This window comes from Candidatus Babeliaceae bacterium (genome assembly GCA_041660765.1).
Taxonomy (GTDB): domain Bacteria; phylum Babelota; class Babeliae; order Babelales; family Babelaceae; genus JBAZVR01.
Genome location: JBAZVR010000001.1, coordinates 736,734 through 758,316, shown reverse-complemented (window position 1 = coordinate 758,316; position 21,583 = coordinate 736,734). Strand labels below are relative to the sequence as shown.

Here is a 21,583-nt window from a genome sequence, read left to right as displayed (position 1 = left end):
ATTGTCATTTATATGAAATCTGGTATACTTTTTTTATTATTGGGGCGGGTACGCTTGTTTTTTTTGGGGGAATTTTATGAAAAAGTTATATTCAATATTGTGTCTGACGCTTCTCGTCAGCTTTCACGGCGCCACGGCGTCATTTATGTTACAGCCTGTGTATGATTTTTGTGATAACAATCCAAAATTTATGGTCGGCTTCATGGGTGTGGCCACTGTGATCGGTGTTTCATTTGGGGTATTTAACTACAGAGAGAGTGCAGCTCTTCGCATTCAGTTGACTCAGGCTAAGAAACAAAATCCTGAGCATTTTACAGGAAATAGCGTAACGGCAGACGCACTACCTATTCCTGGTGATTTAAACCAAAATGTTGGAGGCCGGTCAGAGTTTCAAAATGTTTCGGCTAAGAGCTTGGCGGAACTTTATCCTGTTTCCCCTGAAAATTTGAGCATCGCGCAGAAATTAGTTTGTGATAAATTTACAGAGCAATTGCTAACAGCGGCTGAATCGGCGCCACTTGACCGTATGTGCGCTTCTATGCTTCAGGTATCGTTCGATATTTGCAATAATTTGGAAAACGATTTAATTATTGCGCGCAAAAATTTTCACAAACGTGATATTCAGTATTCTAAATTATTGAAAACTTATAAAAAACTTAAAAGAGCTAATAGGCAGGCGTTAGAGATAAGTAAGCGTGAAGTTAGTGCTATTCAAGCTGGTCGTGATCAATTGCGACAGCGACTGGAGTCAGACGTGGCTGCTTTGCAGCGTAATCTGGTGGAGGCTCAAAAAGTTTGTGACCTTAATGCGGTGCATATTTCTAGCCAGGAGCAATTGTTGGCGCAAAAAGAAGCAGCTTTAGATAAGCTCAAAAAGCAAAATAAGCGACTTGGGAATCGTAATTTTGATTTGCAGAATGAACTGAATCAACAGAAGATGCATACTGAAACTTATAGGGCTGCTTGTAATTCATATTTTAACAATGATCAATTCAGATCTACCATGATGACTAATCTTCGTGGGAGATTAACGGACGCGAACAGAGAATCACTATTTCGGCAACGTGAGATACTGAGATTAAGATGGGAAATCGAAGTTCTTCAGCGGAACTTAAAGATAACAAGCGCCTCTGAAAAAGATGCTGCTCTGCTTCTGGAAAAAATGAACCATGATTTTAATGTGCGAGATAATCTTAATAAAGAGCAAATGGATTTGCTGGAGGCGGAAGTAAATCGCGTGCAGGAAGAGAATAACAGTCTAATAAATACGTGCGCTGATCAGCAGATCAATTTAAGAGATATGCGAGAATCAAATGCTTTGTATGTAGAATGTATAAATGGCATGTCGAACAAATTGGAACAAGTTGAAGTATTTATAGCCGGAATAGAAGCTGGTCTTCAGCGAGAAGCTCAAGAAAAAAAGAGTTTGCAGGGTGAGCTAGAAAAGCTGAAAAAAGCAACCGCATGGTTTTACGACTCTAGAGTTGCAGCTATATATGTTAGATTGACTCCTGGATGCCAGTGGAACGATTCTGTTCGAAGCGAGTTTGCAAAAAATGCTCAAGGACTTGGATGGCGGCGTGATGATAGGGTTTGGTTTTTTCCAAGTGATAGAGAAAGAATCTTGACTTTGACGCCAGGCGCAAATCTTCAGTAGGTTAATTAAGACGCGTTTTTTATTTTGTGCGCTTAATTGTTAACATAAAATTCTTATCTGATACAATATACACAGTTAGATCGTGTATATTGTATTTTTAAAATAAAAAGAAGTTTCTATGAAAAAAGTTATATTGTCAGTAATTATGGTTTCTATGGTATTTTCTCCTAACGTGCATGGTGTTGAATTGCCGGCTTGGATGGATCAGGCTTTTCACAGCATGATGTCCAATAAGCCCGTACTTTATACTCTTGCCGGCGCAACGGCGGTTTCAGTATTGGTTGGTGGGGGCATTGGTTATGCGTTTGGCCCGCGTCAGACTGTTGTGGAAGTTCGAGATGCAGGCCCAGCTGCTGATGTCCATACAGAATGCAAGGAAAAAATTGAGAAGTTGCAAAAAGCAGAAACAACTGCATTGCAAAAAATTACCGATTGCAATGCAAGCTTCAAAACGCATCAGGATGAGTGGGTGCAAGAGAAAAGTAAACTTGAGAGTCAGGCCGCAAGCCTGGATAAGCAGCTTGGGACTGAGAAAACAAAATGCCGTGAGCTCTCACAGCAGAATACGAATCTGGTCTCCGCAAATGTGAAACATGTGAAATCGCAAGAGCTATTTGAAAGTAATTTGAAGGCTGTTAAGGACGAAAAATCAGTATTACAAGGGAAAATTGCTCAAAAGGATAAAGATCTTGAAGCATTTGGCCAGATGCGAGGTGAGCTCGATCAATTGAAGATCGCTCGGGATGCTTTGAGCAAAGAAAAAGAAGGACTTGAGCAACAGAAAGGTGAGCTTGAAGGTCAATTGCAGTATCGTGAGGGTGTAATAGCTCGTTGTATAGCGATTTTGACGACATTCGCTGCTGAAACGTCTTTTGCAAAAAAATCTGACGCTGAAGCTGATGCAATAAAGCGTCAGAATGATCTTTTGGCTCATTATGAAAAAAATGCGCCAGAGATGAATAAGCAGCTGAGGCTTGGGCATGGTGTGGTATCGTACGGTCTTGTGTTGTATCACGCTGCAACAAAAGCTACAGAATTTGGCGCGCTTGCGAAGGGCTGTGGAGCCATTAGTGTTAATCTTGGTGGCGATGGAGTGCTTCGTCGTGATGGCCTTGAAAGAATCAGCTTTTCTAAAGTCAATGATGTTGATTAAGGTAAGTTATTAATAATTTTGTTAATAAACAAATATCGGCGCGTTGGTGATGAGCCGACGCGCGCCGTTTGCGTACGTGGGACGTTGTATTTTTAACACATTAAAAAAAGTTTTTATGAAAAAAGTTATATTGTCGCTTGTTATGGGCTCTCTGCTCATATCCCCTCATGCGCAGGCCGATTGGCACACATGGGTTGATTCTGTTTTCAGAAGCATGTCAGATAATAAACCTGTGGTTTATACTATTTTCGGTTTAGCGGTATTCGGTGGCGGCATTTTGTGTTACCAGGCCGGCCAGCGCAATGCTCTTGTTGTGCCATCAAAAAATAAAGATTCAGCATCAGTTGATCATACGAGTTGCGAAGAAAGCATTATCAAATTGAATCGACAGATTGATACTCGAGAATCAGAAAACATTGATCTAAAGAGGCGGCTTGGTAAGGTTGAAAAAGATTTGGCTAATGAACGTAAAGACACGTTTGAGGAAAGATGTAATCTTAATGCGCTTATTCGCGAAAGCAATAAGAAAAATCAGCAATTGGTTGGGATGCTTAGGTCGTACGCATCATTTGTAGAAGCCTTTGCCCCAGCAGTTAGAGTGTTCTTTAAACCGAATCGTTTGGATGAGTGTTTGATGGATCAGGATAGGCGCCGGCTAGATTTAATGAATGCTTGTGATTGCGTCTCCCTTAGAACCGAGGGAGGATGTATGGGCGGTGAGGAAAAATGTGGCAGCGATAATGCATCTAATCATGCGCATTTTAGTTTTCTACGCGAAAATTTTGAGTCTCAGTTGGAAAAGCTTTCAAGTACATCTGTTAATTGATTTTGAAATAATTGTTCGTGAAAATCGTGTATCAATATGAGTTTATATTTGATATGCTTATTAATAATTTTCTTTAATATAAGTTGTTTAATATTTTATAAAAGGTTTCTACGTGAAAAAATTGATATTAGCTTGTGCGCTGGTCTCTATGAGCTTGTCCCAAGGCCTTCAGGCTGTTTGGTATGATGACATTATTACTAATAATAAAAATTTAGTGGCCGGATTGATGGCCGCTTCTTTTTGTGGGTGTGTATTGCTTGGCGGATTTGCTTTGAAATACGGGCGCGATGCTGGGAATAATAAAAAAGATGCTGACACTTATAAAGACGCTTTCTTAAGGTCGCAAAGAGCTAATGACAACTTGAGAATTGAAAATGGTGCTACTTTATGTGCAGGTTGCCTAACGCGTCAACTTAAAATTGCAAAATTTAAGAGAATTATATCGTTAATATCGCCATTTACTCTTCTTCAATTTAATAATAATGGCGAAAAAAAAGATCCGATAGCTCAAGAGCTCGCTGAATTGTTGCCTGATACTATTTGGAGTCTGAAGCAAGCAGCGGATGAAAAAAGTAAGCCATCGTTTTACGCATTAAATATGTTTAAAATTGTAGAGCAACCGACTCCTGGTGTCTCTATGGAATGGAAGCGAAAAGCTACGAAATAAGATGGTGATACAAAATAAATCGATATTTTTTTTGTTTGTTTAATATTTTATAAAAGGTTTCTATATGAAAAAGATGGTATTAGCATTGGTTATGGGTTCTGTTCTCGTTTCTAGCAACGTGCAGGCGAATTGGTTTACCGAAAATAAAGTTGCAACAGCTGTCATGGTGGCTTTGGCCGGCGGATGGATTTTCTCTGAGGTGCGGTGTTCGAAATATAAAGCAAAAGCTGAAGCGGGTGAGCAATTTGCTCAGTGTTTTGAAAAAAATAGCGACGGCCATATGTTTTTCACGAATGTGGATAAACAAACAGAAGCGGAAAAAGCATATGCTGGCATTTTTAAAAATGGTGCATTTTACGAGGCTGATCGCGTAGTTGTCGCAGAGTTTAAAGGTAAAAAAGATGCTACTCTGTTTCAGCTGGTTTCACCAGAAAAATAGTGTTTGAAAATTTTAACATGAAAGAATGTATATGAAAAAGTTTATATTAGCTTGTGCGCTGGTCTCTATGACCTTGTCCCAAGGCCTTCAGGCTTTTGGATTGAACTGGAATGAAAATGGCAAGTTGACCGGTTTGGTTGTTGCTTTTGCATGTGGTGGTTTGTTGGTTAATAGGATGGACAGTTATTTCAATAATAAGCAGAAAGAGATAGATATCAATGCTGCTGTTGCGCTGAAGCTCGCTGCTGTTGCTGCGCAGGCGCTAGCGGATGCGGAGACGGAGAAGAAGAACGCCATCGATGCTGCTGTTGCGCAGACGCTCGAGGAAGCTGTTGCGCAGGCGCTCGAGGAAGCGAATAAGCAGAAAAAGAAGGCCGTCGATGCTGCTGTTGCGGAGGCGAAGCAAGAGTTTGCACAAAAAAATGCTGGACAAAAAAAGGGTAATGCGGCTGATGATTCGGATAAGCTGTCGCAGGAGTTAGAAAACCAAAAGCTTCTTAAGTCATTAGTATTGGTACAAGGCCAGCTTACTGAGGCCCTTGATTTTGCGAGTCGAGTAAGCGGTGGTACAAGAATGCAGGTTGGTGACGACGGGGTGCTGAAATGTGTTGATAATGATGGTTACCTGAGAATGGTGAAAGACGAGAAAAGCGAGGATCGCGAGAGAGCGATGAGGCCAATCGACCTTGCAAAAGAAATTAATATTCGTCTTGATCAGGGAAAATTTTTAAGAGGTTTGATTGATGCGCGTAGTGAAAAACGGGGCTTTAAATTGGCTACGAATATTGCTTTTAATGTAAATTCTGATTCAGATGAAAAACCCTGTCCTTTTGTGTTTAGTAATATTAACACTGAGGATAAGATGCCCTTTAAAACTTTATACGAAGAGCTTTTTAAGTAAGTTGATCAGGAAACTGATTCGGTTACTGCACAATAAATAGTGCGCATGTTTTATTATCGGCTGGAGATTGATAGTATTCAACTCTAGCCGAATTTGTTATAATTAATTTTATTATATTTTTTAACATAATTATCATATTGAATATTATTTTATTATAAGGGACGTTTATGAAAAAATTATTATCTTTGTTATTGATGGGCAGTATGCTGGTGCCGCATGGAGCGCAGGCTTTTGGATTGAACTGGAATGAAAATGGCAAAATGTTGACCGGTTTGGTTGTTGCCTTTGCATGTGGCGGTTTCTTGGTTAATAGGCTGGATAGTTATTTCAGTAATAAGGTCATCGATGCTGCTGTTGAGAAGACGAAGCAAGAGTTTGCACAAAAAAATGCTGGACAAAAGGGTGATAAGGCTGATGTGTCAGGTGCTTTAGGTGCGTTAAATGGATCAAACGAAGAGCTACGCGATAAGTTGGCATCGGCACAAGCAAAGATTGGTTTAATGCGTAAGCAGATTGATATGGTCATTGAATTTGTGAATAATATAAGCGATGGTGTAGTTACAGGTTTTGATAATAATGGTTGTATAAAATACACTAATGTTTCTGGTGCGCCGGTAGATTTCACAACCCGCGCAGATGATATTAATACTCGTCTTTGTCAGGGAAGGTTTTTTAGACAATTCTTTGATGATTCTTTTGAAAAAAACGGTCTTACATTAGTTTTGAATACAGAATTTAATATACACTCTGAGTCAGAAAGTTCAGTTTCTCCCTTTATGGTCCAAATGATTGATGATCAAGGAGTCGGCCAGGAGCTCAGTTTTAAAGATGGATTTGAGAAATGTTATCAGCCAATTTCTTAAAAAAATCGTCAATATAATTTTATTATCGGCTGGAGTTTGATAGTATTCAACTCCAGCCGAATTTGTTATAATCAATTTTATTATATTTTATTAGCATAATTATCATATTGAATATTATTTTATTATAAGGGACGTTTATGAAAAAGTTATTATCTTTATTATTGATGGGCAGTATGCTGGTGCCGCATGGAGCGCAGGCTGCTTGGTATGACTGGAATGAAAGCGGCAAGCTTATTGCAATAGCTGCGAGCTATGTGGGAGTTTTTGCCGTCGGTGGTTTGTGGGTTAATAGTTATAAAAACCGCGAAATTAGAGAATTAAACCAAAATAATACAACTGCTGATACGAATAAGAATCAACAAATAGTTGCTCTTACATCACATAATGCTGAGCTGCTTGATGTTGTGAATAACTATACAGGCGCTGATGTAAAAATATCGTTACAGGCTAATGGGATGTTTTATGGGTATCAAGACCCTGAAACTAAAGCTGTGCATAAATTGGATGATTTTAAAATTCGAGTAAAGAAACAGCGAGAAGAAGAAGTAAAAGCTCAAAAAAAACAAATTGCTGCAGCTGTTAGCATTGTGTATAAAGAAAAAAAGAAACTTGTTGCGAATGTTGGTGCAGAAAAAAAACGTGCAGACGTTGTAGAAGCACAGCTTGAAGCCACCGCTGCAAGAGAGACTTATTTAGCAAGTATATTAGAGCACTTTTTACCATTAAGACTGGAGCGTAGGCATTTTGAGGATAATGGTAAGGTGGATCATTATGCTGTTGTGATGAGTAAAGATCAATATGAGCCATTAACTCACTACGCGACTAAATATGTCAATGATACAAAAAAGTATATGGTACTTGGTAAGGCTTTCATCAACAATAACCATACTATGTATTTGTCATTGAGTAGCGCGCAATCTATTGGAGGCGTATTGAGTAAAAATGGCTATACAAATAGCTCAGGTGGGTTTGGGCAGATAGTGAAGGATCCTCTGGTAAGATTTGATTTCACCGAATCAGCTTATAGATCCAAGTAAAAAAAGAACTAATTAATGCAGTAGTGTTGGCTGTCGGTTTATTTCGTTACAAGAATGTTTATATGAAAAAGTTATTATCTTTGTTTTTGATGGGTAGCACGCTGGTGCCGCATGGAGCGCAGGCTGCTTGGTATGATTGGAATGAAAGCGGCAAGCTTATTGCAGCAGCAGCTGCGGGTTGCGTGGGAACTTTGGTAGTTGGCGGTGTATTTGCAGGTTTGTGGGCTGAGTCTAAAAAAATTGAATTAGCACGCGTAAAAAAAGAAAAAGATGAGTGCCAAAATAAACTTAATGCTGCGGAACCTCTTCTGATTGATCTGGCGCATAACCTAGATCCTAAATTAACAATAAAAGGAGATGTCGGTAAAGATGGGCGATTTATTTATAAATTCATGCATGCTGGCTTGGGTTCTGGGTCGTATGATTTAAATACCTGTTTAAATCACAAGCAGACAATAGAAAAAGAAGCTCAAAAAAAACAAATTGTTGAAGCTGTTCAAAGCGCTAATCAAGAAAACGATAAGCTTAGAGCAGAATTAGATAATTATAAAAAAGCAGAAGAAGGTGCTGTTGAGCGTGAGCGCCAAGATAGGAAAGAAATTGAGGCAACGGTAGTAAAAGCGCTAGAACAAAAAATTAAATGCGAGTTTTTTAAGGATTCTGCAAAAAGTGGGGATAAAGTTGTTCGCGTACGGTTTAACGCATCTCAAGGCGAATCTATGTCTTTGGATGCTTTTTTTGTGCATTTTACGAAAAGATTTCAATTAGGGGACTATATTTCAAGCCATATTTCTGAGTTTAAAGTCCCGTATAATCCTAAAGAAAAGTCGGCGTTGCCTCTGACTGATGATATAGCTGTAGGATTGCAGCAAATTGTTATCAGTAACGGATTTGAGTGTGAAATGGTCGATGCTCAGTTATTCTTTGAAAGTACCGGTAAGTTTAAAAAAGACCATATGCGTTTTTTTTTAGCCAAGCGTAAAAAATAACTAGATTAATAAGTAATTTTTTATAAGCCAAAAACTGACAAAATGTTATCGGCTAGCGTTGCGGGGGTCCAGCGCTGGCCGGTATTTTTGTTATTGGGCCCGATGTGTCGATTAACTTCTACGCCATTTTTAAAATAAATAAATGTTGGTGCGGAGCGGATGCCGTATCGCGATGATACGCTTGGATATAGTTTGAGATTGATTCCTATCAGCGTAACTTTGCCGTTGAGAAGATCGGCGGCTTTATCAAAAATAGGCCCCATGAGATTGCACGGTCCGCAGCCTTTCATAAAAAATTTTACTACTACCGGCGTGCTTGACTGTAATACGTTGGTGGTAAATGCTGCATTGAGATTGGGTGATTGTGCAACAAGCTGTCCAAAATCTAGAGCTGCTGTGCGTAGTGCCGTATGTGATGTGCATGCGATGATGATGAGCGAATAATATAATTGACGAATGTTCATGGGGTCTCCCGTTTTGTTAGTATGTATTGTTTACGCTTTCGCTGTGGTTCGATACACCCTACTACGCTCTGCGAGCTACGCAGGGCACTCGCCACGAGCGAAGCCCCTCGCTCATCTCGAGTGAATTTCGAAGAAATTCGTATCGAGAGATTTCTAGTAAGGGTTGAAGCGTTATGTATTTAGTTGTATCTAAAAGTTGGTAATAAAACAATAATCTTTTTTTATGAACGGGGGGTGTGGTATGCTCATGCATAACGTATAACCCTTATACCATCGAGATAAACGCATGTTGCAATCAATGCGTGAAGTTGCTTACACAAATGCTTTTGACAATAAAAACGGTCAATTTTTTTTGGCGGGTGATATTGGCGGAACAAATACAAGTTTTGGTATTTTTGATGTCACTCGTGCCGATATAACGTTGTTGTTTTCATTCCATTTTAAAAGCCACATGGTGCATGATTATACACAATTGTGTGTAGAATTGATGGCGTATATTAAGCAGGTGTACGGTATTACCTTTTCTACTGCGTGTTTTGGTATTGCGGGTATTGTTTCGTCACATCGTGATAGTGCACGGCCTACCAATCTATCGGTAACGGTTGATGCATTGAGTATCAAAAAAAATACGGGCATTGCCGATGTTGTTTTTATGAATGATTTTGAAACGGTTGGTTGCGGGATAGATTATATTGATCAAAAAGATATTGTAACTATTCATGAGGGAGAGCCGAGACCAAAAGCGCATAAGGCATGTATTGGTGCCGGCACGGGGATGGGAAAATGTATGCTCGTGTGGCATGAGCATATACAAAGATATGTGCCCTATGCATCTGAAGGCGGGCATGCCGAATGTACAGGACAAACGCCGTTTGATTACAATCTTTTTGCTTTTATACGGCAAGAAAAAAATAATACTATGATGGTGTCTTGGGAAGATGTTCTTTCTGGCAGGGGCATTCAGAGATTGTATGCCTTTTTGGGTACAACAAAAAAATATGTTGTAACAGATGTTACAGAGATTATAAAAACAGAGTCATTCCAGCCAGACAAAATATCGTTGTATGCGCAAGAGGACCCGCGTTGTTATGATACTATGTTGTTGTATACCAAGTTGTATGCACGATGTGCAAAAAATTTTGCGCTAGATGCGCTTGCATTAAATGGGTTATACATAGCGGGTGGAATTGCGACGCATAATGTGCATCTGTTTACGAGCACATTGTTTTTTGATGAGTTTGTAGCGGGCAATAGATTGAGTGACGTTTTGTCTAAGGTACCGCTTTTTGTTATCGCCGATTATAATATTAATTTATATGGAGCTGTTATAGCTCTGCAATTGTATGAACAAAAGGTGATAGTATAATGTACGTATATAAAAAAACATGTTTAATTTCTGATGATGAGTTGCTGAAGTATATTACGCAGCTTGAGCCAGAGATGGCACGTGTAGAAACCACTATTCAAAAACAAGATTTTTCGACGCCATATGCTTGGGTTAATCTCCCAACTTTTTATGAATATCACGCTTCTTGTAAAAAACTTATAGAAGAAAAAAAAGCGCTTGGAATTGATGTACTATTATTGATAGGTATTGGTGGCTCTGATGCCGGAGCGCGTGCGCTGTATCAAGCAATACATGGCGTCATGGGTAATGCTGATTTTAAAAATAATATTTTGTTATACTGCGCTGATACTATAGACAGTGGTTATACGCAGGAGCTTGTAACGCTGGTAGAGGGTTTTTTACAGGCTGGTAAGAAAGTTTTGATTAATATTGTGAGTAAATCAGGCTCAACGACAGAAACGGTTATTAATGCCGCGATTTTTTATGATCTGCTTGCTCAATATAGACCAAATGATGCGCGTGAGTTGGTGGTTGTTACAACGGATGAGCACTCGCCGCTTGCCGCATGTGCTCGGCATAATAATTTTTCTTTATTGATAGTACCAACGCATGTTGGTGGACGTTATTCGGTTTTTTCTGCGGTTGGCTTATTTCCATTGGGTATGCTTGGTATTGATATTGATGCCATATTGCAGGGCGCTGCAGCAGAAAATAATCTATGTACGCAGGTAAGTTTTGATAATAAAGCGGCGGTAAGAGCGGCATTACTGTACGCCCATTACGCACGTGGCATTGTTATTCATGATCTTTTTATTTTTAATCCGGCATGGACATTGTTGGGTGCGTGGTATCGGCAGTTGATGGCAGAAAGTTTGGGTAAGGCTGGTCAGGGTATTTTGCCTACGGTCTCATTGGGTACGGTTGATTTGCATTCGGTTGCACAGTTGTACCTTGGTGGGCAGAAGAATCGATTTACCACGTTTCTTATGTCAAAAAATAATATTTCTTCGATGACGATTGCGCGTAATGCATTTTCCAATGGTATACAGGCGGGTGGTCTTGCTCTTGGTACGGTACAGGAGAGCATTATTTATGGTGTTACTCAGGCGTATTATAAAGAACATTGTGCATATATGACGATTGCATTACAGAATCAGTCGTTGTATGAGCTCGGCGTGTATATGCAAAGTTCTATGTTAGAAATAGTGTATCTTGCGTATTTGATGGGAGTTAATCCATTTGATCAGCCGCAGGTTGAATTGTACAAGCGGGAGGCGCGTGCATTTTTAGCATTGTAAATTAAAAAATGGTCTATTTATTTTTTATAGGGGAGTAGTTGTATGAAGATTTGTTTAAAAACGTACGCGTTGATGATGGTGTGTATTGTTGGGTTGGTGGCCAACTCAGCTTTCTGTGCGGTAAAAAAGCCATGGACGGTATTAGTGTATATTGCCGGTGATAATGATTTGTACCAATTTGTTGATCTTAATCTTAAGCAAATGATGAAGATTGGGTCTAACGATACGGTAAATATATTGGTTTATTTATGTAAAAGATCTGGTGGTAAAAAGATTGCCCAAAAAATTATTGTTAATAAAAATCAGCTGGTTACGCTGGCGCAGGATATTAATATTGATAGTGGTATTGGGAAAACGGTGGTTGATGCTTGTTCATGGGCATATGCAGAGTATCCTGCGGATCACGTTGCTTTTATTGGTTGGGATCATGGAAGCGGGCCGTTGAATCGTCAACCGAGGGGCGTTTGTTATGATTTTTCTACCGGGCATTATTTGACTGATGTGGACTTGCGTAATGCATTTAAGCTTGTTACTGATACTGTATTGCATAAAAAGATTGATATTGTTGGGTGGGATGCCTGTTTGATGGCATCGGCTGAGTTGCATGCTACGCTTGAACCATATGTTGATTATGTTGTTTCATCTCAGCAAACTATTCCTGGTCCTGGTTGGAATTATACGCGTGCATTCGCACCTTTTTCTTATAGCGTAACCGATCCTGATTATATTGCTCGAGCATGGGTTGCAGCATATAAACAAACGTATCAGACGCTCACCAATGATTATACGCTTTCTGCAGTCTGTCTTGCTGATTTTAAAAAATTTGTAGTAAATATTGATACCATTTCTGAGTTATTGATTAATCTTTTGGCAAGCCAAAATTGTCTTATTGTATCTGCAGCGCTTACTCAAGCAATTGCCGCGCGTTCATGCGTGTCCTTTGATGATGGCAATTATATTGATATGGATAATTTTTATGCGAACTTGTTGACATCACTTGCAACCATGCCGATTGTTGGCCTAGAAGCGCAAAAAATTGCTGCTTCTTTAAAAAATGCATTATTTGAGGCGCGATTATTGTTAAAAAATTGTGTCATTGCTAATGTGGTTGGTAAGGACGCGGCTGGTGCTGCTGGCATATCTGTTTATTTGCCGCGCAATAAGAGAATTCATTCATCGTATTACGTTCTTGATTGGTCTATTAAACATCCAGGCTGGTTAGAATTTTTACGTATGTTTTTATTGCGTGAGCATAATTGTTCACATTGATTTTTTAGGCTCTTATATAGAAGAAAGTAATAGTATGTTGTTGTTTGTATTACTGACGAGTTTTTCTCTTTGTTGCATGGAACAGCAGGTTGAACCGTCCCCCCAATTATATTGTCGTCAAGCTGATTTCATGTGCGATGAGGCATCTTATAGTGTTTTGCACATTTTTAATCATAAAGAGGAAGCGTGGTCTGTATTTAAAGATCAACAAAAACTAGAAATTTTACGAGTACTATCAATACCGCATCGGGATGAAGAATTGGGAGTTACGCAAGATTATACTCATATCCTATGGTTGATGGGGGTAGGCCAGTTGACTAATACTCATGATGCAGACGTTGTGTGTATTCCATCATCTGGTAAAATTTTATCATTTCATCAATCAGGTTCTGTGAAAAGTCAATTGTGCAAATTCAGCATCAAATGATTTTGTCGTGAATGAGCATGGTATGGGCAACGCGTTCTCCGAGTGGAACCGCCGTTGTTGAGGCAAATACATTTTTTTGTGGAATTTCTTTAATAAAGGTACCTATAACACGTTTATAGGTACCTTTTTCTATGTTGCAAATAAAGGTAAATATATTGCGATGTTTGTTATATTCGCCCGTATCATCTAATAAATTTGCCGTACCCGTTTTACCCATGATGGTATATCCATCTATTTTTGCTTTGTAAGCTGTTCCATGGTTAATGGTATTAGTTAAGATAGTGCGCATAGTTGTTATAGTATTGTCTGAATAGATTGGGTGTAGTGATTTTTTGATGGGATCGTGTAATAAGATTTTTGGTGTAATAATATAGCCGCCATTGGCAATCATGCAAAACGCCTGAGCAAGTTGTAGGAGCGTTGCGTTGATTTCGTATCCAAATGAAAGAGAAAATAGCGAAGCGTTGCTCCACCGTTCTGGTGGATTAATAAAACCTTTTTGTTCCCCCGGTAATGCTATATGTGTTTTTTGGCCAAAGCCGCATTGTTTAAGGTGGTCATATAATAATGGCCCAAGCCGTTGAGTTACTTTTGATGTACCAATGTTATTGGAACATTCGATCACCTGGGCATAAGTTATTGCGCCATGAGCTTTCCATGTATTGACTCGTACGCCATCAATGTAGGTTGTTTTTGTGTTTTCGCAATCTATTATTTCATCTGGTGTTACGAGATGTTCTTCGAGGGCTGCAAGTGCTGGGAATATTTTCATAACGGACCCAAATTCATAGACATTGCTGATAAGGCTATTTTTAGTGAGTGATATGTCATGCATAGTTTGGGTTGTATAATCTGGATAATGGACCATGGTAATGATATCGCCAGTGAGTGGGTCCATAATAATAACGGAGCCTTCTTTGGCATGTAGTTTTTCTACTGTATTTTTGAGTTCTTCATGGACCAAAAATTGTAAATCGCGATCTATCGTGAGCGTAAGATTATTGCCTGATACGCCTGACTGTTCTATTTCCTTTTTGATAAAATAGCGCGATCGTGCTTCTTTTTCCAAAAGATAGATTGTCGGAGCTCCTTTTAAGAGAGTGTTGCAAGAAAGTTCTATGCCAAAGAGGCCATTGTTATCGATATCTGTCATGCCGGTAATAATACCTGTGCATGGATATGGATAGAGGCGGCTTTTTTCTTGTAACATATTAATATCTTTGAGGTTGGCATTGTTAATTGCCAGCAGTTCTTCTGGGGAAAGCTTTCGCTTTATGTACATAAATTTTGCATACGGGTTACGTAATAATCTTTGATACGCTTGAGGGAATTCCTGTTTAAGAAAGGTGTGTATTAATTCTTTTTCTTTAAGCGTTGATGGTGTGATAAAGGCAGAAGTACTTTCTGTATTAACTGCTAGCGGCTTTCCATACCGGTCAAACATTTCCCCTCGCGATGATTCTTCTGTAATAGTGAGCAGGTATTGTGTTTGTGCCAAATTTTTAAAGAAAATTTGTTGAAAGTACTGTATGCGTATCAGATTTGCGGTGATGACGCAAAAAAAAAGTAAAAATCCAAAAAATATGCCAATTAATCGCGTTTTGTGGCTTGTTGTCATGTTATTTGATCGCGATAGAGTGGTGTTATGGCAGCAAGTCGTTGAGGAACCATGTGTAATGTGTTTGTTGCATATTCTTTTACATTTTTTAGATTATTGAGCTCTTCTAATTGCCGTTGTAATTCACTTTTTTCTTTGAGTAGATTTTGATAGGTCGCTGTATTTTTTTGTTTTTCGTAGGATAGCTTAATTAACCGGCTATTATGATGGATGTAAAAAAAAATAAGCAATAACTGCACCCCGACTATGCTGAGTATCGATATGTTTTTGGTCATGTTTTCTCCTAAGTATACGTTCGCTATGGTTCGATACACCTCCCTACGGTCGGCACTCACCATGAGCGAAATTCGCTTATCTCGAGCGCCCGTCGTAGTCCGAAGGACGAAGCGGCGTAAACCACTATAACCGTATCACAGAGTTTACCCCTAAAATAAGTAATTTTTATATAAATTATTTACTTTTATATTATAAATTTATTAGTATTAATTATGTAGTAAATTACACAATTTGAATTAATGTAAAAGGGGTAGTAATGAAAAAACTATTATTGTTGTTAGGTGTTTTTCTATCAACAACGTTGATTACCGATATTTTATGTGATTTTCACATAACCAATGGCACCAAAGAGCTTATACACGTTAAGTTGGATACGATAGCTGCTGGTGATATTGATTTTGATGTTCCTATTGGTCAAAAAAGATCTGAGCGAAGCTTTCCAAAGCAGGTTCGTGAGGTGTACGTGTGGACAGATTCTGGCAAAGAAGGTTTTCTGAATCCGGATGGTAAGTATTCTGATGAAATAACCGTTAATTATTATAAAAGAAAAGCGCCTGTTGGTACTAATACTACTACAGTTAACGCCAACCTTGGCACGGGTGATTATAGTGGTACTGGTAGTTCTAGCGCTACCAATGCTGGGTACAAAGAAGATGATCGGCTTCTTATTGATTCCGGTAATCTTTCATTAACATCACTTAGAAGTGGAACTAATTCTGAGCTACAGGGTAAAATTAAAAATTATTATTTGAATTGTTAAGGAATAATACTATGGAAAAAAAACTATTATTATATTCTGTACTTATTTTAACGATTACAAATGCTGTATTGTGTGATCAATTTAAAATACTTAATGGACTTGATGAAGAAGTAAAAATATCTTTAATGAAGCTTGGAGATCCACTTACGTTTAATGTGCCTCCTCATAGTATGCGAACTTATAATGTTGGGGCTTGGTGGATTACCAAGGTTAGGGCAGAAACATTACCTAATCCAGACGGTAGACCGATTAAGTTAGGTTTTTTAAATCCTGCAAGCCAGTATGGCGATGATATTTCGGTCAAATATTTTTATAAAAGAGTTTGTCCTGGCGGAAACAGGACGGAAGTAAACTTAAATTTAGGAAAACCTATTGTGGCTGTTGCCGATCCCAACGCTGCTTACATTCAGGATCCAGTAAATTTAGTTTTATTTTCTAGAAAAACACATGAAACTTCATTGGACCAAAATCAGCCTATATCGCAACCGGCTGCTTATTAAAATTATGTGTGCGGTGGGGAATGCCTCTGGTGCCCTCACCGCAGCTTTTTACGAGGAGAATTTTATGAAGAAAATAGTAAGCATACTGAGTTTTTTGGTCGCATGTACGGCATATGGCATTGAAATTAACAATACAACTGATTTTACGGTACGTGTTGGCTATATGACATCGCCGATGGAGGCAGCAAAAACCGTTGAAGTTCAACCCCATTCATCAGCAAATTTGGCAACTGATGTCTTGAGAACTGGTATGCTGGCACACATTCAGGCGGTTGTTCTTGATGATGGCTATGAACGAGTACGTGGTTCTGTTACGTACGATTTTCTTTCTGCTCATGGTATTCTTGAAATCGGCTATAATGCTGAAACATCTCGCTTGATACTATCATTAAAGCGTAATCCAAAAATGCCGCGCATGATTGGGTAAAAAACAGCATCAAAATTCTTGAATGGCGGTGAAGTGAATTTCGCTTGCCGATTCTCCACGCTTTTTCTTTCTATCAAGCTTAAAGCCCCAATCTATACGTACGGGCGTTGGATATAAGAGCCGTACACCAAGGCCAATCGAATGGCGATAACTAAAATGATTGTTGCGTAATAGAAGCGGGTCGAGCGTGTTGCCATTTGGAACATCCCAACCGGCTCCGCCATCATAAAAGAAGACGCCGCGCAAACCCATGTCCGGAGTAATCGGGAATTGTAATTCTAGATTGAGCCAGAACGCTTTTTTGCCGCCCAACGAACTTGTTTGTAGCATGTCATTATTAGGTACGGCAAGTTGTGGCCCAATTTGACCAAATTCAAACCCACGCACGGTAGCGATACCACCAATATGGTACAGCTCACGATACGGAACTTCATGCTTGCCGAGTTGTGCTATAAGCCCCACGTGACCATGCATATACAAGACAAGATTGTAGACGTCGATTAATGGGGTAAAATATTTTATGTCCGCATCAAATTTGAAAAATCCAAAATTACCTGGAGCATTATGTGGTATGCCTACTTTTGTGTTGACAATCCATTGGTGACCACTGGTAGGGAACGTTGGATGGTTGCGTAAATCTTGTACCGAAGAAAGACCTATCCAGGCTAAATTACCGGGTATAAATGCATTATCAATAATTTTTTGAACACCCGGCTGAAACGCCTGTTCTTGAGGTCCAACCACAGCAAGAATTGGTGATTTGTATCTAATTTTATCCCAGCCGCCATCCCATAATACAACAGAATAATATAACCGCGGAACCTTGAGCCCAAGATTACCAACAAAGCCGGTTGTGCGTTCTGCCGGCGTTGTATTAACGTTTTTAAAATCATCGTATATCGTGTCGCGATGATTAACATCGATGCCCGCTCTGATCGGCCTATTAAAGAGCCATGGTGTTGCAATGCTGGCGGATAATGTGCTGTCTTGGAACGAGTACGTGCCATTGGCATTGTAACTAATACCGGTGCCCAATAAATTGGTATCTTGTATGCCGCCACCAAATTTGAAGGATTGTGATGGTGATTTTATGTCATCCAAGCCGCCAAAGCCGATTTGGCCAAATAATTTTCCTGTTTTTACTTCTTTAAGAATAAGATCAAGATCCGCTTCTTTTTCATTAATACGTGATATTTTCCAGTTTACGCCATTTTTTTGATCAAAATAACCGAGTAACTCTACGCGACGTTTTGATTCTTCCATGGCAAATGAAGTGAGCATTTCTCCTTCATTGACAATAAATTCTCTTCTAATTACTTTGTCACGAGTTTTTTTGTTACCAATAATGTTAATGCGATTAACATTAATTTTATTGCCAAGATCGGTAATAAATTCAAGATCAACTGTTTTTGTTGCGACGTTTGGTTTGATATTTGGTTGAACGTCAGCATAAATGTACCCAAATTCCCCCCACATGAGCCGGAGAGCTTCCATCGTTGTTCTGACCATTTCTTTGGAATAGACGTGTCCTGGTTTTATGGGAATGCGCGCAACCACATGTTCTGATGGCATTACGTCTGTGCCATTTGCAGTTACCGAGTTTATTGCATAGATATCACCTTCTTCTATGACAAATGTAACGGTAAAATGTTTATTGCACGGGTCTGTTTCCACAAGAGCGTCTGTAACATGTGCGGTTAAGAAGCCATTACTTTGATAAAAATTTTCGATAACATGTTTATCATATTCTATGGCATCAGGTTGATAGCTACCAGCTTTATCAAAAAAACCTAATATCCAATCTTCTCGAGTAAAAATAAGTGTCCGAAGTTTTCTGCTCGGGATAGTTTTGTTTCCCGTGAAAAATACTCGCTTGATGAGAGATTTTTCTCCTTCTTCTATACAAAACTCTAGATTTACTCGATTTTCTGCTGTTTGTACCAGCGAGCTTGTAATCGTGGCGTTATGATAACTTTTTTCTATGTATAATTTTTTTAATTGTTCTTCAAGATTGGGAAGTTCTTCCGGATCTATTGATTTGATTTCAGAAATATGAATCTTTTTTTCTATTTCATCAGCAGTGAGATGTTTATTGCCTGTATATATAATATTTTCGACTTTATTTTTTTCTTCGACAATAATGATAATATTAATAAGAGAATCGCTGACGGGTTCCGTCATTACTTTGATATTTCTAAAATAGCCTAGATTAAATAATGTCTTTATTAACGCGTTAGATTTTGATGCTTTAAAAATATCATTTTTCTTGTAAGGTATTTTACTTTCTATTGCGGACGTTGAGACGACTATGTTACCGGATATGGTAATGGCATTAATCCTTTTAGGTATAAGATCATACTCTGCCAGAGCAGAATTGTTGATTTCGTTACTATAAAGATTGCCACTATTCATAATGGATAACCAAAGTATAAAGAGGTGGCGCGTTGTGTAAGACATTCTGCTGCTCCTGAAACCCATAGCATAACTGATTTTCATTGAGATTTAATTATGATACTATTTCTGATAAAAAATGTAATAAGGATATTTTCATGAAACTACTCATCACGAATACTTTTAGTGGCAAAAAAGAGCTTTTTATACCTATGGATGCTCATCAAATTACTCTGTATGTTTGTGGAATTACTCCTTATGACTACGCTCATATTGGCCATGGAAGATGTTATGTTACTTTTGATGTTCTGTATAGGCTTCTTTCAAAAAAATATACCGTTATGTATTGCAGAAACTTTACAGATATTGATGATAAGCTTATTAATAAAGCAAAAAAAGAATATAACGATGAAACAAAATACCGTGTAATCGCAGATACTTTTATTGCGGCTTATGAAAAAGATATGCGCGCACTCAACTGCCTCAAACCGAACATTGAGCCGCGCGTTACGCAACATATTCCAGAAATTATATCTTTTGTTAAACAATTAATTGATAGCGGTCATGCCTATGAACGGCAGGGCGATGTTTATTTTTCTTTAAAAACCTATGCTGAATATGGCAAATTATCCAAGCGCAATCTGGGCGATATGCTCGCCGGCGCGCGCGTCAGTGTTAATGAAGACAAGCAAGATCCCTTAGATTTTGCTCTGTGGAAAAAGTCTGATGATGCGGTTGGCTGGGAAAGTCCCTGGGGCTTTGGTAGACCTGGTTGGCATATTGAATGTTCCGCGCTTGCGCGCAAATATTTAGGGAGCACGATCGATATACATGCCGGGGGCATGGACTTGATTTTCCCCCATCATGAAAATGAAATTGCTCAGACAGAATCGGTGCAGGCAGTGCCTTTTGTGCGATATTGGATGCATAATGCTTTTGTGCGCATTGATCAAGAAAAGATGTCAAAATCTTTGGGTAATTTTTTGACGCTGCATGACATCTTTGAAAAATATAGCCCGATGGCATTGCGCTATATGTTGTTAAGTCATCATTATCGCTCCCCGCTTGATTTTTCTTTTGATGATTTGGATGTTGCACATACAACGTATCAGCGAATCTGCAAGCTTTTTTATGATACCGTAACAACTAAAAATTCTGGGTCAACGTCAGTTGCTGATGCTATGATGACTTATTTGCTTGATGATCTTAATATACCGGGCATGTTGGGCGTTTTTTTTGAGCATAGTAAAGAAGTGCAAGAAGATGATTCTCAAAAGATTGCGGTAAAAGACATTTTTACAAACATTTTGGGCTTATCATTAATTCCAGAAGTTAAAAAAGAAATTATTATTACGCCAGAAATTCAAAAATTACTAGATGCCCGTGAACTCGCTCGTCGCACTAAAGATTGGCAGCAATCAGACGCATTACGAGATGAGCTTAAAGCATTGGGATACATTGTTCAGGATAAAAAGCTGACGTGAGACTTATTTTGTGGCGTCTAATAGAAGTCGTATAATAGATTTATATTTTTGTTCTTTTTCATGATGAGATAGTGCTGTTTTTGCATACTCTTCTGCTGCAAAATGAAGTGCCGTTTTGCTATCTTCATCGACGAGTTGGATGAGAGCCCCATTATCAACTAATAATTTGCACGTCTGCTCATGGCCATATATAGTCGCAAACATCAATGCGCTGCGCCCGCATTGAGTTTGCGCGTTTATATATACATTTTGTTTAATGAGATATTCGCAAATGCTATATTGGCCATGTCCCGCCGCGATAATAAGCGCGTTAGCTTTTTGGGAGCTCAAAGCATTCATCGAGGCACCATTGCGCTGTAAAAGTTCAATTATTGATAAATATCCCCCTTGTGCCGCTCTGAGAAGTGGCGTTGCGGCTTCCGATTTTGTATGTCCTTCGGTGTATGCTCCGAGATCAAGTAAATCTTGAATAAACTCTATTTTGCCTTCCTGTGCTGCGACTATAAGACCCAAAGAATAATTGTCTCTATATTCATTAAGAAAGTTAAGATATTTAATGAGTTCTTGAGGTATTTTTGTTGCATTATTGTATGTTGTCGGCGCTGTATAAGTAACAATAGCAAGCCCTGCTAATATTTGAAGTGAGGCCACTCTTTTGGGTTGTTGCGTTAAATAAGAGCGTGGCATTTTAGGTTGAGTGCAGGCTTTGCTATAACATATGCGAGTGTGTGTATTACCCGCGTATGCTATGCTTGGGCTCAAAAAAAATAATATAACGTAAAAAAACAT

The 21,583-nt window shown here is 38.9% G+C and carries 22 protein-coding genes; 17 read left to right on the top strand and 5 right to left on the bottom strand.

Annotated features, from left to right (window positions below):
• Positions 1-76 precede the first annotated feature (76 nt).
• The 9 genes from WC707_04275 to WC707_04235 all read left to right on the top strand — a co-directional run bounded on the left by WC707_04275 (position 77) and on the right by WC707_04235 (position 8,532).
• A complete protein-coding gene (locus WC707_04275) occupies positions 77-1,657 on the top strand; it encodes a hypothetical protein (protein MFA6066365.1) in 1,581 nt (526 codons plus the stop codon).
• Positions 1,658-1,775: 118 nt separating this feature from the next.
• Positions 1,776-2,810 (top strand): hypothetical protein, encoded by a 1,035-nt coding sequence (locus WC707_04270; GenBank protein MFA6066364.1) that lies wholly within the window; start codon positions 1,776-1,778, stop codon positions 2,808-2,810.
• Positions 2,811-2,925: 115 nt separating this feature from the next.
• The gene (locus WC707_04265) at positions 2,926-3,636 is read left to right on the top strand and encodes a hypothetical protein (GenBank protein ID MFA6066363.1); all 711 of its coding nucleotides are present in this window, start codon (positions 2,926-2,928) and stop codon (positions 3,634-3,636) included.
• A 112-nt stretch (positions 3,637-3,748) separates the two neighbouring features.
• Positions 3,749-4,303, top strand: coding sequence for a hypothetical protein (locus tag WC707_04260; protein MFA6066362.1), 555 nt, complete (start codon positions 3,749-3,751; stop codon positions 4,301-4,303).
• A 64-nt stretch (positions 4,304-4,367) separates the two neighbouring features.
• The gene (locus WC707_04255) at positions 4,368-4,742 is read left to right on the top strand and encodes a hypothetical protein (protein ID MFA6066361.1); all 375 of its coding nucleotides are present in this window, start codon (positions 4,368-4,370) and stop codon (positions 4,740-4,742) included.
• Positions 4,743-4,773: 31 nt separating this feature from the next.
• A complete protein-coding gene (locus tag WC707_04250; protein ID MFA6066360.1) occupies positions 4,774-5,643 on the top strand; it encodes a hypothetical protein in 870 nt (289 codons plus the stop codon).
• A 167-nt stretch (positions 5,644-5,810) separates the two neighbouring features.
• Positions 5,811-6,506, top strand: a complete 696-nt coding sequence (locus tag WC707_04245; protein MFA6066359.1) for a hypothetical protein — start codon at positions 5,811-5,813, stop codon at positions 6,504-6,506.
• Positions 6,507-6,643: 137 nt separating this feature from the next.
• The gene (locus WC707_04240) at positions 6,644-7,543 is read left to right on the top strand and encodes a hypothetical protein (GenBank protein MFA6066358.1); all 900 of its coding nucleotides are present in this window, start codon (positions 6,644-6,646) and stop codon (positions 7,541-7,543) included.
• 62 nt (positions 7,544-7,605) lie between these two features.
• Positions 7,606-8,532, top strand: coding sequence for a hypothetical protein (locus tag WC707_04235; GenBank protein ID MFA6066357.1), 927 nt, complete (start codon positions 7,606-7,608; stop codon positions 8,530-8,532).
• 20 nt (positions 8,533-8,552) lie between these two features.
• Here WC707_04235 and WC707_04230 read toward each other — a convergent pair whose 3' ends face one another.
• Positions 8,553-8,996 (bottom strand): thioredoxin family protein, encoded by a 444-nt coding sequence (locus WC707_04230; protein MFA6066356.1) that lies wholly within the window; start codon positions 8,994-8,996, stop codon positions 8,553-8,555.
• A gap of 286 nt (positions 8,997-9,282) precedes the next feature.
• Between WC707_04230 and WC707_04225 the strand changes: the two genes are divergently transcribed.
• The 4 genes from WC707_04225 to WC707_04210 are packed head-to-tail and all read left to right on the top strand — an operon-like array spanning position 9,283 to position 13,338.
• Positions 9,283-10,362, top strand: a complete 1,080-nt coding sequence (locus WC707_04225; GenBank protein MFA6066355.1) for a glucokinase — start codon at positions 9,283-9,285, stop codon at positions 10,360-10,362.
• Positions 10,362-11,642, top strand: coding sequence for a hypothetical protein (locus tag WC707_04220; protein MFA6066354.1), 1,281 nt, complete (start codon positions 10,362-10,364; stop codon positions 11,640-11,642). Before WC707_04225 ends, WC707_04220 begins: the two co-directional genes overlap by 1 nt.
• Positions 11,643-11,684: 42 nt before the next feature.
• The gene (locus WC707_04215) at positions 11,685-12,911 is read left to right on the top strand and encodes a clostripain-related cysteine peptidase (GenBank protein MFA6066353.1); all 1,227 of its coding nucleotides are present in this window, start codon (positions 11,685-11,687) and stop codon (positions 12,909-12,911) included.
• A gap of 34 nt (positions 12,912-12,945) precedes the next feature.
• Positions 12,946-13,338: a hypothetical protein gene (locus WC707_04210; GenBank protein ID MFA6066352.1), complete on the top strand. Its 393-nt coding sequence runs from the start codon at positions 12,946-12,948 to the stop codon at positions 13,336-13,338.
• Here the strand turns inward: WC707_04210 and WC707_04205 are convergent.
• Together WC707_04205 and WC707_04200 are read right to left on the bottom strand one after the other, a co-directional pair.
• Positions 13,331-14,956 (bottom strand): penicillin-binding protein 2, encoded by a 1,626-nt coding sequence (locus WC707_04205; protein MFA6066351.1) that lies wholly within the window; start codon positions 14,954-14,956, stop codon positions 13,331-13,333. The two genes, WC707_04210 and WC707_04205, sit on opposite strands and share 8 nt — an antisense overlap.
• Positions 14,953-15,231 carry a hypothetical protein gene (locus tag WC707_04200; GenBank protein MFA6066350.1) on the bottom strand — a complete coding sequence of 93 codons (279 nt, stop codon included), beginning with the start codon at positions 15,229-15,231 and terminating at the stop codon, positions 14,953-14,955. The genes WC707_04205 and WC707_04200 overlap by 4 nt, the downstream gene beginning before the upstream one ends.
• Before the next feature lie 257 nt (positions 15,232-15,488).
• Here WC707_04200 and WC707_04195 point away from each other — a divergent pair, with 257 nt between their 5' ends.
• From WC707_04195 to WC707_04185, 3 genes are all read left to right on the top strand, one after another.
• Positions 15,489-15,992 (top strand): hypothetical protein, encoded by a 504-nt coding sequence (locus WC707_04195; protein MFA6066349.1) that lies wholly within the window; start codon positions 15,489-15,491, stop codon positions 15,990-15,992.
• A gap of 11 nt (positions 15,993-16,003) precedes the next feature.
• Positions 16,004-16,492: a hypothetical protein gene (locus WC707_04190; protein ID MFA6066348.1), complete on the top strand. Its 489-nt coding sequence runs from the start codon at positions 16,004-16,006 to the stop codon at positions 16,490-16,492.
• A gap of 64 nt (positions 16,493-16,556) precedes the next feature.
• Positions 16,557-16,919: a hypothetical protein gene (locus tag WC707_04185; protein MFA6066347.1), complete on the top strand. Its 363-nt coding sequence runs from the start codon at positions 16,557-16,559 to the stop codon at positions 16,917-16,919.
• 9 nt (positions 16,920-16,928) lie between these two features.
• Here the strand turns inward: WC707_04185 and bamA are convergent, their stop codons facing one another.
• The gene (bamA, locus tag WC707_04180; GenBank protein MFA6066346.1) at positions 16,929-19,376 is read right to left on the bottom strand and encodes an outer membrane protein assembly factor BamA; all 2,448 of its coding nucleotides are present in this window, start codon (positions 19,374-19,376) and stop codon (positions 16,929-16,931) included.
• 92 nt (positions 19,377-19,468) lie between these two features.
• Here bamA and cysS point away from each other — a divergent pair, with 92 nt between their 5' ends.
• Positions 19,469-20,794, top strand: coding sequence for a cysteine--tRNA ligase (cysS, locus tag WC707_04175; protein ID MFA6066345.1), 1,326 nt, complete (start codon positions 19,469-19,471; stop codon positions 20,792-20,794).
• Between the two features lie 3 nt (positions 20,795-20,797).
• On the opposite strand, the gene WC707_04170 is transcribed toward cysS, so the two are convergent.
• On the bottom strand, positions 20,798-21,583 hold the full coding sequence (locus tag WC707_04170; protein MFA6066344.1) for an ankyrin repeat domain-containing protein: 786 nt from the start codon (positions 21,581-21,583) through the stop codon (positions 20,798-20,800).

What these genes read in the sequence shown, in the direction of transcription:
- cysS (MFA6066345.1), top strand. Translation starts at nt 19,469, where the DNA reads ATGAAACTACTCATCACGAATACTTTTAGTGGCAAAAAAGAGCTTTTT.
- WC707_04265 (MFA6066363.1), top strand. Translation starts at nt 2,926, where the DNA reads ATGAAAAAAGTTATATTGTCGCTTGTTATGGGCTCTCTGCTCATATCC.
- WC707_04215 (MFA6066353.1), top strand. Translation starts at nt 11,685, where the DNA reads ATGAAGATTTGTTTAAAAACGTACGCGTTGATGATGGTGTGTATTGTT.
- WC707_04190 (MFA6066348.1), top strand. Translation starts at nt 16,004, where the DNA reads ATGGAAAAAAAACTATTATTATATTCTGTACTTATTTTAACGATTACA.
- WC707_04230 (MFA6066356.1), bottom strand. Translation starts at nt 8,996, where the DNA reads ATGAACATTCGTCAATTATATTATTCGCTCATCATCATCGCATGCACA.
- WC707_04235 (MFA6066357.1), top strand. Translation starts at nt 7,606, where the DNA reads ATGAAAAAGTTATTATCTTTGTTTTTGATGGGTAGCACGCTGGTGCCG.
- WC707_04200 (MFA6066350.1), bottom strand. Translation starts at nt 15,231, where the DNA reads ATGACCAAAAACATATCGATACTCAGCATAGTCGGGGTGCAGTTATTG.
- WC707_04205 (MFA6066351.1), bottom strand. Translation starts at nt 14,956, where the DNA reads ATGACAACAAGCCACAAAACGCGATTAATTGGCATATTTTTTGGATTT.
- WC707_04225 (MFA6066355.1), top strand. Translation starts at nt 9,283, where the DNA reads ATGTTGCAATCAATGCGTGAAGTTGCTTACACAAATGCTTTTGACAAT.
- WC707_04170 (MFA6066344.1), bottom strand. Translation starts at nt 21,583, where the DNA reads ATGTTTTTTTACGTTATATTATTTTTTTTGAGCCCAAGCATAGCATAC.
- WC707_04195 (MFA6066349.1), top strand. Translation starts at nt 15,489, where the DNA reads ATGAAAAAACTATTATTGTTGTTAGGTGTTTTTCTATCAACAACGTTG.
- WC707_04270 (MFA6066364.1), top strand. Translation starts at nt 1,776, where the DNA reads ATGAAAAAAGTTATATTGTCAGTAATTATGGTTTCTATGGTATTTTCT.
- WC707_04245 (MFA6066359.1), top strand. Translation starts at nt 5,811, where the DNA reads ATGAAAAAATTATTATCTTTGTTATTGATGGGCAGTATGCTGGTGCCG.
- WC707_04210 (MFA6066352.1), top strand. Translation starts at nt 12,946, where the DNA reads ATGTTGTTGTTTGTATTACTGACGAGTTTTTCTCTTTGTTGCATGGAA.
- WC707_04185 (MFA6066347.1), top strand. Translation starts at nt 16,557, where the DNA reads ATGAAGAAAATAGTAAGCATACTGAGTTTTTTGGTCGCATGTACGGCA.
- WC707_04220 (MFA6066354.1), top strand. Translation starts at nt 10,362, where the DNA reads ATGTACGTATATAAAAAAACATGTTTAATTTCTGATGATGAGTTGCTG.
- WC707_04275 (MFA6066365.1), top strand. Translation starts at nt 77, where the DNA reads ATGAAAAAGTTATATTCAATATTGTGTCTGACGCTTCTCGTCAGCTTT.
- WC707_04255 (MFA6066361.1), top strand. Translation starts at nt 4,368, where the DNA reads ATGAAAAAGATGGTATTAGCATTGGTTATGGGTTCTGTTCTCGTTTCT.
- bamA (MFA6066346.1), bottom strand. Translation starts at nt 19,376, where the DNA reads ATGTCTTACACAACGCGCCACCTCTTTATACTTTGGTTATCCATTATG.
- WC707_04240 (MFA6066358.1), top strand. Translation starts at nt 6,644, where the DNA reads ATGAAAAAGTTATTATCTTTATTATTGATGGGCAGTATGCTGGTGCCG.
- WC707_04250 (MFA6066360.1), top strand. Translation starts at nt 4,774, where the DNA reads ATGAAAAAGTTTATATTAGCTTGTGCGCTGGTCTCTATGACCTTGTCC.